This is a genomic window from Streptomyces sp. NPDC088747, from assembly GCF_044751025.1.
Classification (GTDB): Bacteria; Actinomycetota; Actinomycetes; order Streptomycetales; family Streptomycetaceae; genus Streptomyces.
Window position 1 is genome coordinate 612,144 of the sequence record NZ_JBIVKZ010000003.1, and the last position, 16,283, is coordinate 628,426.

12 protein-coding genes are annotated in these 16,283 nt (G+C 69.8%); 6 read left to right on the plus strand and 6 right to left on the minus strand.

Annotated features, from left to right (window positions below):
• Positions 1-314: 314 nt before the first annotated feature.
• From ACIP79_RS11110 to ACIP79_RS11125, 4 genes are read right to left on the minus strand one after another with little or no spacing between them, the layout of a single operon-like run.
• The gene (locus ACIP79_RS11110) at positions 315-1,445 is read right to left on the minus strand and encodes a hypothetical protein (protein ID WP_383682695.1); all 1,131 of its coding nucleotides are present in this window, start codon (positions 1,443-1,445) and stop codon (positions 315-317) included.
• A gap of 29 nt (positions 1,446-1,474) precedes the next feature.
• Positions 1,475-2,410 (minus strand): N-acetylneuraminate synthase family protein, encoded by a 936-nt coding sequence (locus tag ACIP79_RS11115; RefSeq protein WP_399213749.1) that lies wholly within the window; start codon positions 2,408-2,410, stop codon positions 1,475-1,477.
• Positions 2,411-2,423: 13 nt separating this feature from the next.
• Positions 2,424-3,746 (minus strand): cytidylyltransferase domain-containing protein, encoded by a 1,323-nt coding sequence (locus ACIP79_RS11120; RefSeq protein WP_401221979.1) that lies wholly within the window; start codon positions 3,744-3,746, stop codon positions 2,424-2,426.
• Positions 3,747-3,787: 41 nt separating this feature from the next.
• Positions 3,788-5,161: a DUF6716 putative glycosyltransferase gene (locus tag ACIP79_RS11125; RefSeq protein ID WP_401221980.1), complete on the minus strand. Its 1,374-nt coding sequence runs from the start codon at positions 5,159-5,161 to the stop codon at positions 3,788-3,790.
• 177 nt (positions 5,162-5,338) lie between these two features.
• Between ACIP79_RS11125 and ACIP79_RS11130 the strand changes: the two genes are divergently transcribed.
• The 4 genes from ACIP79_RS11130 (at position 5,339) to ACIP79_RS11145 (ending at position 9,433) form a co-directional block, all read left to right on the plus strand.
• Positions 5,339-6,325 (plus strand): glycosyltransferase family 2 protein, encoded by a 987-nt coding sequence (locus ACIP79_RS11130; protein ID WP_401221981.1) that lies wholly within the window; start codon positions 5,339-5,341, stop codon positions 6,323-6,325.
• Positions 6,325-7,656 (plus strand): alpha-2,8-polysialyltransferase family protein, encoded by a 1,332-nt coding sequence (locus tag ACIP79_RS11135; protein WP_401221983.1) that lies wholly within the window; start codon positions 6,325-6,327, stop codon positions 7,654-7,656. The genes ACIP79_RS11130 and ACIP79_RS11135 overlap by 1 nt, the downstream gene beginning before the upstream one ends.
• A gap of 249 nt (positions 7,657-7,905) precedes the next feature.
• A complete protein-coding gene (locus ACIP79_RS11140) occupies positions 7,906-8,901 on the plus strand; it encodes a hypothetical protein (protein ID WP_401221985.1) in 996 nt (331 codons plus the stop codon).
• 49 nt (positions 8,902-8,950) lie between these two features.
• Positions 8,951-9,433, plus strand: coding sequence for a hypothetical protein (locus ACIP79_RS11145; protein ID WP_401221987.1), 483 nt, complete (start codon positions 8,951-8,953; stop codon positions 9,431-9,433).
• Between the two features lie 97 nt (positions 9,434-9,530).
• Here the strand turns inward: ACIP79_RS11145 and ACIP79_RS11150 are convergent, their stop codons facing one another.
• Both ACIP79_RS11150 and ACIP79_RS11155 read right to left on the minus strand, forming a co-directional pair.
• Positions 9,531-11,870, minus strand: coding sequence for a glycosyltransferase (locus ACIP79_RS11150; RefSeq protein ID WP_401221989.1), 2,340 nt, complete (start codon positions 11,868-11,870; stop codon positions 9,531-9,533).
• Complete coding sequence (locus ACIP79_RS11155; protein ID WP_401221991.1) at positions 11,867-13,345, minus strand: glycosyltransferase family 29 protein; 1,479 nt, start codon at positions 13,343-13,345, stop codon at positions 11,867-11,869. Before ACIP79_RS11155 ends, ACIP79_RS11150 begins: the two co-directional genes overlap by 4 nt.
• Positions 13,346-13,600: 255 nt before the next feature.
• Here ACIP79_RS11155 and ACIP79_RS11160 point away from each other — a divergent pair, with 255 nt between their 5' ends.
• Positions 13,601-14,713, plus strand: a complete 1,113-nt coding sequence (locus ACIP79_RS11160) for an acyltransferase family protein (protein ID WP_401222125.1) — start codon at positions 13,601-13,603, stop codon at positions 14,711-14,713.
• A gap of 258 nt (positions 14,714-14,971) precedes the next feature.
• Positions 14,972-15,922 carry a class I SAM-dependent methyltransferase gene (locus ACIP79_RS11165; RefSeq protein ID WP_401221993.1) on the plus strand — a complete coding sequence of 317 codons (951 nt, stop codon included), beginning with the start codon at positions 14,972-14,974 and terminating at the stop codon, positions 15,920-15,922.
• Positions 15,923-16,283: the final 361 nt, after the last annotated feature.

Sequence of the window (16,283 nt, forward strand, 5' to 3'; positions counted from 1 at the left end):
AAATCTGGCCGCACGGCGCATGGCTGTCATGGGGAGTGGGTAAACTCACCCGGCTTTCCGGACGAGAGGATCTTGAACCGATCCGCCGGGGATCACCCACGCACTCCCAGGCGGAACGCCCGAGACGCACGGGCCCATTCCCGTACTCCTTCCCCACGGTCTCACAGCACACCTGCGCTCCTTGGAACCGTTACGGCGGCCGCGCGGGGCGGACACGGAACGTGACCGTTCTCCTCCGGCGGGGACGAGGTGGAGGGAATGAGAAAGCGCCGGGTCACCCGTAGGTGACCCGGTGTCCGGCGAGGCGGGTTCGGCTAGGCCGAGGTCACCGCCGACAGGCGGTGTACGTCGCGCGCCGTGCCCGTGACCCCCGACAGGAACCCCTGAGCGCGCGGCGAGGCACTCTCGGTGAGCCAGGCCGGGTCGATGTCGCAGACCGCGACGCGGACGTCGGTGCCGGCCAGGGCGAGCGGGAGGGTGTGCACGACGGTGGAGGGGAAGCTGACGATCGTACGGCCGATGGGGCCCCGGCGGGCGATCAGTTCGAGGGGGAGGTCCGGGCGGACTATCTCAAGCCCCGTCTCGACCGCCAGCAGGTGCAGCTTCTCCGTGCTCTCGCGGCGGTGCGCGAAGTAACGGGTGGCGCCGTGGGTCTTGGCGAGGTTGCGGACCGCTTCGAGGTAGTGGTCGGGGTCGACCACGCCGGTCTCCACCAGGGACGTACCGACCAGGTCCGCGCCCTTGGTGATGCGGGGCGGGCCGAAGCGGGCCCGGGTCCAGGAGAAGTCGTTGGAAGTGAGGCGGACGCCCTCGGGGGCCGAGTCGATCGGCATCGAGGAGAACACCTCGACCGAGCGGGACCCGGACGGGGTGAGGCGGCGGCGCGCCGAGGAGGAGACCGGCGCGAAGAGCAGATCACGCGGGCCGGGACGGCCACCGCGCCGGTGCCAGCGCACCAGGCGCTCGCCGCGGGCCAGTTGGGCGACGAACTCCATCGTCGCCGTGCCGTCGTCCACGACGACCAGGTCGCGCGCCCGGGTGATGCTCAGCAGAAGCTGGACATACCGGGAGAAGGGGTCGCCCATGACTATGCGGTGGGCCCTGCGCAGCAGCGGGGCGAGACCGCCGATCGTCTGGAAGGGCGCCGCGGTACCGCCGCGTGCCTCCTCCCAGCGGACCTCGTACCCCTCGTCCCTGGCCAGGTCCGCCATGCGGCGCAACTGGCCCCGGGTCATCGGGTCGTTGGGCGAGAGGACGACGAGGGTGAGCCCCGCGCCGGGCGGACCGGCGGCCCCCCCGGCCGGCGCCCCGCCGGGCGCCGGAGCACTGCTCTGCCCGGACTGGAGGGCATGGGCGTGCGCCCACTCCAGCACGTTCAGGAGCTGTACCGGACTCTCGACGAAAGCGAGAGTGTGGGGGCCGGCGGAACCGGCGCGGGGGCTCATCGACGTACGACCGTCCCGTCTTAAGGGGCTCAGACCGAGACCGGCTCACCGGCGGCGTCGGCGATCTCCGCCTCCGCGACGACGCCCGTGACGCGGCGCAGCTTCTTCATCGGACCGAGCTCCGACTCGTAGACCTTCTTCACGCCGTCACCGAGGGAGGCCTCGATCGTGCGGATGTCCCGGACGAGGCGGACGAGGCCCTGCGGCTCGACGGAGGCCGCCTGGTCGGAGCCCCACATCGCGCGGTCCAGGGTGATGTGGCGCTCGACGAAGGTAGCACCCAGGGCGACCGCCGCGAGGGTGGTCTGCAGGCCCGTCTCGTGACCGGAGTAGCCGATCGGCACGTTCGGGTACTCGGCCTGGAGGGTGTTGATGACGCGGAGGTTGAGCTCCTCGGCCTGCGCCGGGTACGTCGAGGTGGCGTGGCACATCAGGATGTTGTCCGAGCCGAGGACCTCGACCGCGTGACGGATCTGCTTCGGGGTGGACATGCCGGTCGAGAGGATGACCGTACGGCCGGTGGCGCGCAGCGCGCGCAGCAGCTCGTCGTCCGTGAGCGAGGCCGAGGCGACCTTGTGGGCGGGCACGTCGAACTTCTCCAGGAAGGCGACGGCCTCGGTGTCCCACGGGGAGGCGAACCAGTCGATGTTCTTGCTCTTGGCGTACTCGTCGATCTGGCGGTAGTCGTCCTCGCCGAACTCGACGCGGTGGCGGTAGTCGATGTAGGTCATGCGACCCCAGGGGGTGTCGCGCTCGATGTCCCACTGGTCGCGCGGGGTGCAGATCTCCGGGGTGCGCTTCTGGAACTTGACGGCGTCACAACCGGCCTCGGCGGCGGCGTCGATGAGCTTGAACGCGTTCTCCAGCTCGCCGTTGTGGTTGATGCCGATCTCGCCGACGACGTAGACCGGGTGGCCGGGGCCGGCGGTCTTCGAACCGAAGTTGCGCAGACGGGAGTTGCTCATGGGGGGACTTTCCTTACTTGTCGAGGGAGTCGAGAGAGGGGCCGAGGATCCAGCTGGCGATCTCTCGGATCGCGCCGTCGCCGCCGGGAACGGTGGTGACCGCGCGTGCGGCGCCGCGCACGACGTCGTGGGCGCTCGCGACCGCCACGGGCCAGCCCACCAGGGCGAAGCACGGGAGGTCGTTGACGTCGTTGCCGACGTAGAGCACGCGCTCGGGCGCGATGCCCTGTTCCTCGCACCACTGCTTCAGTGCGAGATCTTTCCGGTCGATGCCGTGGAGGACCGGAATCTGTAGTTTCCGGGCCCGTGCGGCGACGACCGGGTTCTGTTCCGTGGACAGGATCAGCATCGACAGGCCGCTCCTGCGGAGGGCCGCGATGCCGAGGCCGTCGCCGCGGTGCACGGAGACGACCTCCCGTCCGTCGGAGTCGATCAGCACCCGGTCGTCGGTCTGGGTGCCGTCGAAGTCGAGGACGACCGCGTCGATGTCGGAGGCGGTCGGGAGCGCGCCGGGGCGGTTGGCGTCGAACAGCGGCGCCAGCGCCCTCGCGCGCGCGAGGTCGTGCGGGTCGTCGATCTCCAGCACCCGGGCGGGGTCGGTGCGGACGAGCTCGGTACGGCCGAAGAAGCGGTGCTGGTGCGTGCGGAACCCCGCGGCGTCCATCGCGTACGCCGCGCCGGTCTCCAGGAGGTCCTGGGGGCGGTCCTGGCGGCGCGGACGGAAGGCCTTGTCGTGGTTGACGCCGTAGCCGCCGCCGGTGGCCGTGGCGAGCGCGGTGCCGGTCTCCGTGGCCTGGCCGCCGACGGACACCGCCGCGGCGGAGCCGGTCTCGACGGCCGTGGCCTCGTCGTCGGCGTCGCGCCAGATGAAGCCGTGGAAGGCGGCCACGGTCACCGCGGTGTCCGCGCCGTTCTCCACGACGGCGGCCGAGACGCCGTCGATGTCCTCGCGGATGATGAACGGGCTGGTGGCCTGGACGAGCAGGACCACGTCGACCGCCGAGCCGTGCAGCGCCTCGTGGGCGTCCATGGCGTGCAGGACGGCGGCCTCGGAGGTCGCGGTGTCACCGGCGATGGCGGCGGGGCGCAGGACCACTTCGGCGCCGGCCTGGCGGGCGGCGGCGGCGATCGCCTGGTCGTCCGTGGAGACCACGACGTCGGTGACGAGGCGCGCCGCGCGGCACTCGCGCACGGCGCGGGCCACCAGCGGCACACCTCCGACCGGGAGGAGGTTCTTCGCGGGGACGCCCTTGGAGCCGCCGCGCGCGGGAATCACCGCGAGCACACGGCGCACTGGCGCCGCCTGGCCCGCTTGACCGGCTTCCGAGTTGGACATTCGCTGTTCTCCTTGACGAGGGACGCGTGGTGTGTGGGCGCTCACAACTCGCCCATCCGCCGGATCACCGGCGCCACACGCTGGACACCGTGGCGGTAGGCCCCGCGGGCGGCTCGGCGGACTATCTGCCGCACCGGGCTTGGTTCCCGGTCCGCCGCCGGGGCGCCGGGCAGCGGGGTGCCGTCCGGACCGAGGTGGTGTCGAGCGAGAATACCGGGCAGATAGCCCGGCGCCGTGACGGGCGTGTAGTACGGGGCGAGCGGCGGGAGCTCCGGCGCCTCCAGCAGCTCGCTGATGCGGAACCGCGCCACGTCGAACGCCGTCTCGTACGACCCGTCGGCGGCCACACCCTGCCGGGACACCCACGCGGCGTTCGGCGAGGGCTGGTGGCCGTCGTCGAGCTGGTCCCAGGATGCCAGGCATCCCGAGCCCACGAAGTGGTGGTTGCCGAGCGACTCGCGCACCCCGAGGTCGCTGAGGACGACGGTGGGGATACGGCGGTGCAGGGATTCCAGGGCGGCCGTGGAGCTGATGGTGATGAGCAGGTCGGTGGAGTCGAGCACTTCGCCCATATGACCGTAGACCAGGCGAAAGTTGGCAGGCGGATCGAGCTTCTGGACCAGCTTCTGGTACGGCAGTTCCTCGATGTGCGTGGTGTGCTCGCCCGGCTTGGAGCGCAGCTTGAGCAGCACCTCGCGCTCCGGGTGCAGCTTCGCGTGCTGGATCAGCCGGTTGAGCAGGTACGTACGGTCCCTGCGACTGTCCGGCACGGAGGGCTGGGCGGCGAAGACGACCGTGTACGGGTCGTTACCCTTCTGGTATGGAGCCCCGCCGAGGAAGGGCAGTGCGACCTCCGTGACCGAGGAGGCGTCGGCGCCTACTCCCTCGTACACAGCTCGGAAACGGTCCGCGTCCTGGCGGGAGTTGGCGAGGACCAGGTCCGCGCCGTGCCGCAGCAGCAGCCCGTCGGCGAGCTTCTCGTATACGACGCCGACGTAGCCGGTGACGACCACGGGCCGCTCGGCGCGGCCGTCCCAGATCCGCCGCAGGCCGTGCAGCATCGCCTGGACGGCGCCGCCGACCAGGGCGAGGACGACGACGTCGTACGACTCCTGCTCCATGGTCCGCAGGAATTCTACGGCCGTGACCTCCCGGATGGAATCGGCGCTGACCCCCACTTCCGCCAGCTGGCGCGGAGTGGGCGTGGCCCGTCCGCGCAGCAGGAACCCGCTCAGGGCAGGACCGACTTGCGCGTCGGCGCGCGGTCCGGCTTCCATTGACGGGCCCGGAGCAATGCGGTCCGCGGTCAGCGCACCCCACTTCCAGCGGGTGTCGGAGTCCGCGAGTACCGCGATCCGTAGAGACTTCGTTGTACTCGTTGCACTAGGTGGCACACCTACGACGCTAGGAACCATTTCTTAGGTATAACCCAACCTCAACTCAACAAAGAGTTAACAGAACACTTCCGAGAGCCCAACTGGCCCGCCGATGACCAGGAAGTACCTGGAATGCACCGTTCCGACACATTGAGTTCACCCACAGTATCCGCACCGGAAAGTTCCGCCTCCGGACAGCCTCGTAGGCTTCCCGGCGTGCCCAAGCTCTCCGTCATCGTGCCGTTCTACAACGTCCAGCAGTACGCCCCCGACACCCTGCGAAGCCTGCGCCTGAACGCTCGGGAAGACTTCGAGTTCGTGCTGGTGGACGACCATTCGAAGGATGAGACCCCTGCGATCCTGGAGCGGGCGGCCGAGGAACTCTCCGACGTCGCCCAAGTCCGTTATGTCCGGCATGAGAAGAACGGCGGACTCGCCACCGCGCGCAACACCGGCCTCGACGCGTCGACCGGCGAGTACCTGACCTTCCTGGACGGCGACGACTGGATCGCGCCGGGTTACCTCGGTGAACTCGTCTCGGCCATCGAGGGGTTGGGCTGCGACTTCATCCGCACCGACCACGTGCAGACCACCAATCGCGGTCGTACGGTGCACCGGGCCCCGCACGGGCGGCGCAACGAGGTGATGAACCCGCGCGAGGCGATCCTGCCCGTCGACCGGACGACCTCGGTGGACTACGCGTACGCCTGGGCCGGTGCCTACCACCGCCGGCTGCTCGACAAAGGTGTGCTGCATTTCACGCACGGACTGCGTACGGCCGAGGACCGGCCGTGGATCTGGAAGCTGCACCGCGAGGCCGAATCGTTCGCGGTGGTCGGCCTGCTGGGCGTCTTCTACCGGCGTGGAGTCGCCTCCTCACTCACTCAAATCGGTGACGTCCGTCAGCTCGACTTCATCCGCGCCTTCGACCAGGTCGTCGAGGAGACCGCCGCGGACCGCGACGCCGAGCGGCTGCTGCCCAAGGCCGTCCGCACCTACTGCGCGATCATCGCCCACCACCTCGCGGAGATCGACAAGTTCGAGCCGGCCGTCGCCAAGCAGCTGCGGTCGATGAGCGCGGCGGCCATAAAGCGGATGCCCCAGGACGCGCTCGGCGACGTGCTCGACACCATGGACCTGAGCCGTTCCTCGAAACTGCGGCGGCTGCGGCGCCGGATCACCACTGCTAAGGCGGCCGCCTGATGTCCCGTACGACCCAGATCTTCTGCGCCTCGACGCTGTACGGCGCCGCCACCCTGGCGGCGGCGATCGAGTCCGACCAGTTCACCGAGGCGGACCGCAGACTCCTGCTGGTGTTCAACAACTCCGCGACCCCGGAGACCACGCCCGCCGTCGACCAGATGCCGGGCTTCGCTTCGCTGAGTGACCACTTCGACGGCGTGCTGTCCTGGAACGAGGCGATTCGACCGTTCCATCCCGGCGCGTGGTCGCCGCGGCCCGACGACATTCCGTTGTTCGAACGTTATCTGCGGCTGCTCTGGGACCTGGGTGACGACCGGGTGGAGCTGGTCCTGGAGTCGATCCAGGTCAGCCCCGCCTTCACGGTGGCGCAGCTGTTCACCGGCGCCCCCATCGACGTCTACGCCGACGGCCTGATGAGCTACGGTCCCACCCGCAACAAGCTCGACCCGCTGGTCGGCACGCGGGTGCGCCGGCTGCTGCACCTGGACCTGGTGCCCGGCCTCACCCCGCTGCTGCTGACCGAGTTCGACGTGCCCGCGGAGATCGTGCCGTCGGACGCGTTCCTTAAGGTGCTGAGCGGACTCGGCGGCGCCGTACCCGAGCTGCCCGCCCTGCCCGACAACTCGGCGCTGCTGCTCGGCCAGTACCTGTCCGCGCTGAACATCCTCTCCCCCGACGAGGAGGAGGACCTGCACGTGCGGATGATGCGCGGGGCTGTCGACCGCGGACACCGCGCGATCGTCTTCAAGCCGCACCCCACCGCGCCGGCCCGCTACAGCCGCGCCCTGGAGACCGAGGCCGGCAAGCTCGGCGTCGACCTCACCGTCCTGGACACCCCCGTCCTCGCCGAGGTGCTGTTCGAGAAGACCCGGCCCGCGCTCGTGGTCGGCTGCTTCTCCACCGCGCTGTTCACGGCCTCGGTGCTGTACGACCTGCCGGTCGCCCGGATCGGTACCGAACCGATACTGGATCGACTCACGCCCTACCAGAACAGCAACCGCGTGCCGGTCGCGCTGGCCGACGCGCTGCTGCCGGACCTGGAGGGCAAGAAGGGGAACGACACCCTCCCCGACGACCAGCTCACCGGTCTGGTCATCGCCCTCGGCTTCACCATGCAGCCGCAGATCCACCCGAAGCTGCGCCCGGCCGCCGAGAGCTTCCTGTCCCAGCACTTCGGCCCGCGCACCCAGCGCTACTTCAAGCGCCGCCGGCTCACCTCGCTCGGGCTCCCCGGCGGCATCCCGGAGCGGCTGGCCTTCGTGCCCCGCAACTCCACGGCCCGCCGCGTCGTCCGGCAGGCGCGCGCGCTGCGCAAGGCGGTACGCCGCTGAGCGGGGGCACCCCGGAACGGTGCGCCGAGGGCGGGTGGATCCGTTGGGATCCACCCGCCCTCGGCGTGCCGCCCGCTTGTCTGAACGTCGGCTACTCCCACGCCAACTGCCGGTAACGGCAAGGGGAATGCTGGTGCGTGGAAGGAGTTGCTCCGCCGATTTGCTGGTCCGGGTGTGCTCGTGTTCCTAGGATCACGAACACCTCCCCCCAGTACGTCCAGGCATCCCCGACGACTCCGTTAGGCCCCGATGACGAACCTCGGCCGGCTCTACCCGCTCCTCAACGACGTGCGGCTGCCGGACAACCTTCCTTACACCCAGGTGAGCAAATGGGAGCTGCGGTTCCTCTATCTGCTCGGACGCGAACACCTGACGGGCAAGGACCGGGTGATCGAACTCGGCTCCGGCGGCGGGGGCTCCACCTACGCCCTGGCCCACGGCCTCAGCGAGAGCGCCGTCTTCGACGAGAACACCGGACGGCTGCACGCGTACGACTTCTTCCGCGTCGGCAAGGGCACCTACGCCACAGAGAAGTTCTTCACCTCCGGCGCCGCGCCCGAGGGTGACAACTCCTTCCTGGACGACTTCCGCGGCCGGCTCGAACCGTTCCTGCCCTTCATGGAGATCCACGCGGGCGACCTCTGGCACACCTCCGACCCGGAGGACCACAGCCCCATCGAGTTCCTGCACATCGACATAGCCAAGACGGCGGAGGTGTTCCGCTGTGTCGCCGAGCGCTTCCTGACCCGGCTGAGACCGGGCTCGGTGGTGCTGCACCAGGACTTCGCGGGCCCCCGGCTGCCGTGGCTGCACTACAGCACCGGCGCCCTGCTGCCGTACATCGAGATCGCCGGGCCGCCGATCCGCTCCACGCTCGCCTTCGAGGTGACCAGGCCCATTCCCGAGCACGTACTGACGGCCATCACCGAGGACAGCTTCACCTTCGACGAGAAGCTGGCACTGATCTCGGCCGTCCAGGACCGCGTCGACCGCGACCGCACCGGCGGCATCCCCTTCAAGTCCGTACTGGAACTGGCCAAGGCCTACGTCGCCCACTACGACGGCCGCCACAAACAGGCCTGGTCCATCGCCGAGCCCCTCACCTCGGACGAATACCTCAGCCGCCACCGCGCCGACCATTTCGAGCAGCTCAGGAGGGCGTACGAGGCCCATCGCCGGGCGTCGCCCCGTCGCTCGGCGGTGACCCGGATCAAGCGGCTGGTACGCAGGGCGTTGAGACGGTGAAGGCGGCCGGGAGGACAACTCCCCGCCGGTGGCGGTCATACTCGCCGCCATGGCACTGACACGTCGGACACTCGAACTGGGGGGCTTCGGCGGGTTCGTACCCTTCTCCGCCCTCCCGGCCACCGATATCCCTTCGGACGGCGGGATCTACACCGTGCTCCGGGCCTCCGGGACGGCTCCGGTCTTCCTGGCGACGAGCACGGCCGGGTGGCGCGGGCAGCGTGATCCGGCGGTGAGCGTAGCGGCGCTGGAGGCGAAGTGGGTGGACGGTGCCGAGATCGTTTACATCGGCAAGGCCGACGCGGGTACGGTCGGCCGCCACGGGCTGCGGGGGCGGCTCGCGCAGTACGCGCGTCACGGCCTCGGCGGTACCGGTCATCACGGCGGGCGGTACATCTGGCAACTGACGGACCACGCCGCCCTGTTGGTCGCGTGGAGGACCAGTGCGCACCCCCGCGACGACGAAAGGTCACTGATCGCCGAGTTCGAGGCGACACACGGGATGCTGCCGTACGCCAACCTCAGGCACTGACAGTGGTTCAGCACCGACAGACGGTGCTGCAGAACGGCCGACCGCCGGCCACCACTGAGGTGACCGGCGGTCGCGCTGTCTACATGGCCGACGGGCGTCAGCCGCCCAGGATGATGCGCAGGTCCGCGGCGTTGGCCTCGGTGACCTTCCAGAGTTCCTGCTGGCGGCCGTGGACGTCCGCGACGGTCGCGGCGTGGTCGGCGAGCAGGCCCTGGGAGCGCTCGACGAGCTTGGCGCCGAGGTGCCGGTCGTGCACGGACACGCCCCACTCGGGCCGCTCGATGTCGGCCAGGAAGTACGCCATCTTCGGGTGCGAGATCAGGCTGATGATGGGCGTACCGCAGCCGAACGGGATCATGCCGGCGTGCCCGCGCATGCCGATGACCAGCTTGGTGCGGGCGTACAGGTCGCGGATCTCGTCGTTCTCGAAGTTGTACATCGGGATGACGGGCATCGAGATGCCGTGCTCGCGGCGCAGGTCGAAGGCGATCTTCTCGTCGTCCAGCGAGTGCGCGGCGCACTGCACCTCGGCGAGCTTGCCGAGGCCGCGCACCGCCTCGGCCATCTGCGCCAGGAAGTACGCGTAGTCGTGGCCGAAGCGCAGACCGGCGCGGTCGTAGGCCGCGTTGATCAGGATGGTGTCCTCGCGCTTGGCCGGGTCCTGCCAGCCGTCGACGAGCTGGCGGGTGACCGTGGTGGGACAGGGCTGGAAGCGCACCTTGTCGTGCAGGTGCTCGGGCAGCATGGCCCGCACCTTCGCGATGGAGCCGTGGTTGCGCAGGCCGAAGAAGGAGGAGCGCTCGACGAGCTGACGCAGCGAGGAGCGGAACCGTCCGGCGCGGTAGGACTGTCCGTCGAAGGCGTTGAAGCCCACGGCGAAGACCGCGATCGGCACGTCGATGCGGTTGAGGAGGTCGTCCGGGACGTTCCACTGCCAGGCGCTGTTGCCGTTGGGCATGGTGTCCGGGATGAACAGACCGCCACCGCCGATGACCAGGCCGCGGCGGGCGTTGACCCGCTTGAGGGCGGCCTCGTCGAACAGCCGGTGCGCGTGCACCGAGTGCCAGCGGCGGGAGGTGGTGTCGGACCCGAAGGCGAGCCGGACACTCTCCGGCAGCAGCTTGTCGCCCGCGTTGCCCTGGCGGTCCATGTAGAAGGCGACGTGCGCGAGTTGGTCCTCGGCGGGGCCGGCGTCCTGGGTGGGCACGCTGGTCGCGCGGGTGACCCACATGCGGCTGGCGCGGTGGGTGGGGTCGACGCTGATGCCGGCCGTGGCGTACTTCAGCGCCTCGGCGTTGTCACCGTGCACCCACGCCATCTGGGCGAGGCGGGAGAACGCGGTGGCGGCCCGGTTGGGAGCGGCGGTGGCGAGCAGCAGCTCCGCCTTGGCCTCGTCGTAGCGGGAGACGCTCATCAGGGCGTGGCCGAGCGTCTCGTGCGACCAGGCCTGGTCGAGCGGGACCCGCACGCTTTCGAGCACGTCGACGGCGTTCTGGTAGTCACCGGCGGCGATGTGGGCCGCGGCGACCTTGCGGGCGAGCTCCGGGTCGCCGGTGCGGGCGACGTGCGGGGTGCCGAAGTGGACCAGCAGGTCGTGGTGGAGACCGCCCGGCCGTTCCAGGTAGGCGCCGTGGAACTCGGAGTCGGTGAGCTCGAACTCGCGCCAGCGCGCCTCCGCCTGGCTGTACCCGGACTCGCCGCCCTGCCAGGGCTTGTGGCGCCCGGTGAAGTGCAGGATCGAGACGTCCTCGGGCACCGGCAGGTCGCCGGAGAGCCGCCGCTTGACGTAGTTGTAGCGGGCGTCGAGGTGGACGAACTCGCCGTCCAGCACGGCGTTCAGGATGCCCTGGTCGTGCTTGTCGAGCTCGTAGTCGCCGCTGCGGCCGGTGGCGTCGATCTTCGCGCAGAACTCGTCGCTCAGGTACTCGCGCTGGATGACCAGCAGTCCGGAGTTGAGCTTGTGCTGCCCGTAGAAGAACTGCGGCACGGCCGCCAGGCCCTCGCGCAGCTTCAGCAGTTCGCTCAGGTCACCGAGGACGACCATGTCGGTGTCGAGCGTGATGATCGTGTCGTACTCGCGCAGCCGGAAGATGTCGAGGATGAAGTACGCCTTGCGGACCAGGTAGTTGTCCTGGTCGCCCTTCGCGTACGACTCGTAGTGCTCGGCGTTGACGCGGCGCAGCACGATGCGCGGGTGCAGGTCGCGGATCTTGGCGATCGAGCCGGGGCGCAGGTCGTCGTAGAGGACGACGAAGTCCTCGCAGACGCTCGGGTTCGACAGGGCGAGGCTGCGCAGCAGGACGAGGAAGCCCGGCAGGTAGTTCTCGTCGACGAAGCTCGCGAAGGCTATGCGTCGCTTGCCGGTGAGGTCGGCCGCCGAAGCGCCGGCGGCCGGGACCGCGGCGGTGGCGGTTCCGGTCAGGGAGGTCGTGGTCATCGCAGGGATATCCTCATGTCGGTCACGCTCTGAGCCCGCTGCATGACCCATTCCTTCTCGCTGGTGTACTCGTGCACGGATGTGATGGCGAGCTTCATGGCTTCCGGGACGCGGTAGGCGCCGCTCTCGTAGAAGTCGAAGCCGATCAGGTCGAGGGTCGGGCTGACGTCCAGGAAGTCCAGCAGCCACAGCATGTTGAACCCGGTGGTCGGGATGCCGGACCAGCGGTCGGCGCCGATCTGCCCGATGTTCCGCAGCGGCCAGCGCAGCGTCTCGTCGCCGAGGTACTGCTGCGCGCCGGGCACCAGGCGGTTGCGCAGCGAGTACTTCCAGTCGCCGGAGATGCCGCCGAAGACGAGCCGGGTGGTGACCGGCTTGTCCCAGTTGAAGCCGTGCTTGTGGATCGTGGTGTGGATGTCGGTACGGCTGCCGGTGTTCTTCGCGTCGATCTTGTACGAGTTGAAGCGCACCACCAGGTCGTACGCGTCGATCTCGGCGCCCATCGAACTCGCGCCGACCCGGCCGGAGTTGGCGATCAGGCAGATGGACTTGCCGGCGATCTGGTTGCGGAACTCACCCAGCGTGAGCCACTGCACGCCGCCGATGGTGGGGTCGGCGACCGGACCGCGGGCGCGGATGCGGCGCTGCTCGGCGTAGAGCGCGAGCACCTCGGTGAGCGCGGGGAGTGCGGCGCGGTCTCCGTGCGAGACGCCGGTGCGCAGGTTCAGGTACTGGCTGAGCAGGTCCTGCCGGTCGCTGACCGGGGCCTCGTCGGCGGCCAGCGAGAGGAGCGCGCCGACCAGCAGCGGCTCGGCACCTTCCCAGTCGCCGGCGGCGTGCCGGGCCAGACCCTCGGCCCACACCTCGGTGACCGGGCCGCCGGTGAAGTCCTGGGCGCGCGGGACCTGGCGCTTGAGGAGTTCGAGGAGTTCCCGCTCGCGGTCGGCCGCGGCCCGCATGCCGCCGATCCGGGCGGCGACGCCGAACCCGTCGTCGGTGGTGAGCGCGAGGTAGCGCTCGTAGGCCTCCAGCGCTTCGGCCTCTTCACCGAGCGCCTCGAGGAGCCGGGCGCGCAGCCGCCAGCCGGCGCGCGAGTTCTTGCGCTCGGCGAGGACGGTGTCGCTGATCACCAGAGCGAGGTTCAGCTCGTCGTCGTAACCGCACTCCAGCGCCTTGTTCGCGACTGCGAGGAGGGCGTCGAGCAGGGCGTTGTCGATCCCCGTGGAGGGGGTCGCCGCGCCCTTGACGGCACGCTTGAGCAGGGCGGTGGCGCCGCCGCCCGCCGGAGCCGGCGCGGGGGCGCTGGTGGCGGACATACCCCACGCCACCAGCAGCTTCCTCAGCTGCTCCGAGAGCTCGATACGGCGGCGATCGATGCTGCCGACGAGTTTCCCGCTGTGCGCCGCGCAGGCGCGCAGGCACTCGTCAAGCTCCCCCCCGCGCGCACGTGCCCGTCTGTTCTGGACCCTCGTCATGGCACTCCTGATTTTTTGCCAAGCAAATGCTGTGTTCACTGCTGCTTACCGGCCGATGGCACGATCTTGCACACGTTTGCATGTCCGGGGGGTGAGATGAGAAAAATTAGGAAGCTAAAACGACTTCCAGGTGAACTCATCGGAACTCCCAGGAAAATGGTTAGCCTGTCAACCATGCCTTGTCTGTGATTCGGACTAACGTGCTGTGACAACTCCACCCACAGGACCACCCGCGAGGGGATTTTCGTGACCAGCATGACCGTCCGGCCGGTGACCGACGTACCCAGGCCGCCGGAACGGGCGAAGCCCCGGGAGACCCGGTTGCGTGCCCTGGACGGACTGCGACTGGTCGCAGCCCTCATGGTAGCGGCGTACCACTACGGCGGTCGGGGGGGTGAGGTCACCAAGGCCTGGGGCAGCTCCGCGGAGCGGCAGTTCCCGACCCTCCACGAGTACTTCGCCTACGGCTGCCTGGGCGTCCAGGTCTTCTTCGTGATCAGCGGGTTCGTGATCTGCATGAGCGGCTGGGGCCGGCCGCTGAAGTCCTTCTTCGCCTCCCGGGCCTCGCGGCTGCTGCCCGCCTACTGGGCGGCGGTCATCCTGGTCACGGCGGTCTTCGCGCTGCCCGTGGTCGCCTACCACGCGGTGTCGCCGAGTGACGCACTCGTCAACATGACCATGCTCCAGCAACCGCTGGGCGTGAACCGGGTGCTGGGAGTCTGCTGGACACTTTGGGCGGAAATCCGGTTCTACGCACTGTTCGCCTTGTTCGTCGTGCTGCCGGGGGCGAACAGGCAGCGGGTGATCATGTTCTGCGTCGGCTGGACGCTCGCGTTCGTGATCGCGCAGGGTGCGCAGATGCCGCTGCTGGACATCGTGCTGATGCCCGAGTACGCCCCGTTCTTCATCGGCGGTGTGGGCCTCTACCTCGTCCACCGCGACCGGCACGACGTCTACGCCTGGGGCATCGTGGTCGTCAGCTTCCTGATCGGGCAGCACTACGCGGTGCGCGAGCTGTGGAACGCGACGGACCCGAACGCCTTCGCCCACCGCACCACGTTCGGCATCGTCCTCGTCGTCGCCTTCGGCTTCATCGCGGTCGCGGCGATCGCGCTCGGCTGGCTGAACTGGGCGAACTGGCGCTGGCTGACGGTCGCGGGCGCCCTGACGTACCCCTTCTACCTGGTGCACGAGCACCTGGGCTGGGTGGCCATAAAGGCCTACCACCAGACCCTGGACATCCCCTCGTACGGCGCCTTCCTGCTCACCGTCGCGACCATGCTGCTGCTGGCCTGGCTGATGAACCGGTTCGTGGAGAAGCCGCTGACGCCCCGTCTGCGCAACGCGCTGGCCAAGTCGCGTCCCTGACGCGCCGTCGTGCCGTCGTGCCGTCGTGCCGTCGTGCCGTCGTGCCGTCGTGCCGTCGTGCCGTCGTGCCGTCGTGCCGTCGTGCCGTCGTGCCGTCGTGCCGCGTCGGGATCCCCGTGCGGCACGCCTTGACCCGATGTTCACCTTGTCGCAAGTTCCGGCCCCTCGCCGCGGGCAGACACGAGCGGAGTCCATGTCTGCCCCATAGGGTTCTCACAGGTGCCCGGGACCGCCGCACAAGGGAGTGCTTCCTTCCTCATGACCGCCACACAAGGCACGACGCGCCCGCCCAACCGGCTCGACGACGTACCCGGCTGGTTCCCCGTCCTCGACCAGGTCCTCTTCGAGTGGTGCCTGAACCGGCAGGAGGCGGCGGGGATGCGGGGCGACCTGCTGGAGGTCGGGGTCTACATGGGCAAGAGCGCGATCTTCCTGGGTCGCCATGTCCAGGAGGGCGAGCGGTACACGGTCTGCGACCTCTTCGAGGGGGACGCCCCGGACAACGCGAACCGGGCCGAGTCGACGAAGTCGTACGCCGCGCTCACCCGGCAGGCCTTCGAGGGGAACTACCTCTCCTTCCACGACGAACTGCCCCGCGTGCTCCAGGGCCCCAGCTCGCTGGTGCCGGGCGAGGTGGAACCCGGCTCCTGCCGGTTCGTCCACATCGACGCCTCGCATCTGTACGAGCACGTGTACGGGGACATCGAGGCGGCCCGGGACGCGCTGCTGCCCGGCGGCATCGTCGTCCTTGACGACTTCCGCTCCGAGCACACGCCCGGCGTCGCGGTGGCCGCGTGGGAGGCCATGCTCAGCAGGGGTCTGCACCCGGTCTGCCTGAGCTCCCAGAAGCTGTACGGGACCTGGGACGATCCCGAGCCCGTCCAGGAGGAGCTGCTGGCGATGGCCCGCGGGCGGACCGACTGCCACCTCAGCCTTCAGCAGGCGGCCGGACACCGCCTCATCCGCCTCAAGTCCAAGGGCATGCGGGCCCCGGACTTCCCGCCCTCCCGGCACTACGCGGACAGCCCCGAGGCCGCCGCCGAGGCCCTGGCCGAAGCGCGAGCCGCGACGGCCGCCGCCGGCCACACCCACCAAACCTCCCAGGCCCGCCGCACCCTCGCCCGCACCGTCGCCCTCGACCTGCTGCCGCCGATCATCACGCGCACCATCCGCCGAACCCTCGCCACCAGGCGCGCGACGAGAACCTGACCACCCCGACGCCGACTCGCCGCGTCCGGCGTCCGGCGTCCGGCGTCCGGCGTCCGGCGTCCGGCGTCCGGCGTCCGGCGTCCGGCGTCCGGCGTCCGGCGTCCGGCGTCCGGCGAGAGGCTACGGGGACCGGCGTCCGGCGTCCGGCGTCCGGCGTCCGGCGAGAGGCTACGGGGACCGGCGGGCGCCGACGAGAAGGTGAGCGGGCCGGCCCCTCGACGAGGAGTTGGACCGGGCGGTCCGGCGAGAAAGCCGGGGGGCGTGGCGTCAACGACCGGATCCGCCGCAGTCCGCGCCGACGCTGACGGGAAGCCCAGCGGGCCCTGGCGCCCGGTGAGCAGCTGACCCCACCCGGGCACCC

Excerpts from the sequence above, each read along its gene's own strand:
- ACIP79_RS11110 (WP_383682695.1), bottom strand. The coding sequence starts at position 1,445 with ATGAGCCCCCGCGCCGGTTCCGCCGGCCCCCACACTCTCGCTTTCGTC.
- ACIP79_RS11115 (WP_399213749.1), bottom strand. The coding sequence starts at position 2,410 with ATGAGCAACTCCCGTCTGCGCAACTTCGGTTCGAAGACCGCCGGCCCC.
- ACIP79_RS11120 (WP_401221979.1), bottom strand. The coding sequence starts at position 3,746 with ATGTCCAACTCGGAAGCCGGTCAAGCGGGCCAGGCGGCGCCAGTGCGC.
- ACIP79_RS11125 (WP_401221980.1), bottom strand. The coding sequence starts at position 5,161 with ATGGTTCCTAGCGTCGTAGGTGTGCCACCTAGTGCAACGAGTACAACG.
- ACIP79_RS11135 (WP_401221983.1), top strand. The coding sequence starts at position 6,325 with ATGTCCCGTACGACCCAGATCTTCTGCGCCTCGACGCTGTACGGCGCC.
- ACIP79_RS11140 (WP_401221985.1), top strand. The coding sequence starts at position 7,906 with ATGACGAACCTCGGCCGGCTCTACCCGCTCCTCAACGACGTGCGGCTG.
- ACIP79_RS11145 (WP_401221987.1), top strand. The coding sequence starts at position 8,951 with ATGGCACTGACACGTCGGACACTCGAACTGGGGGGCTTCGGCGGGTTC.
- ACIP79_RS11150 (WP_401221989.1), bottom strand. The coding sequence starts at position 11,870 with ATGACCACGACCTCCCTGACCGGAACCGCCACCGCCGCGGTCCCGGCC.
- ACIP79_RS11155 (WP_401221991.1), bottom strand. The coding sequence starts at position 13,345 with ATGACGAGGGTCCAGAACAGACGGGCACGTGCGCGCGGGGGGGAGCTT.
- ACIP79_RS11160 (WP_401222125.1), top strand. The coding sequence starts at position 13,601 with ATGACCGTCCGGCCGGTGACCGACGTACCCAGGCCGCCGGAACGGGCG.
- ACIP79_RS11165 (WP_401221993.1), top strand. The coding sequence starts at position 14,972 with ATGACCGCCACACAAGGCACGACGCGCCCGCCCAACCGGCTCGACGAC.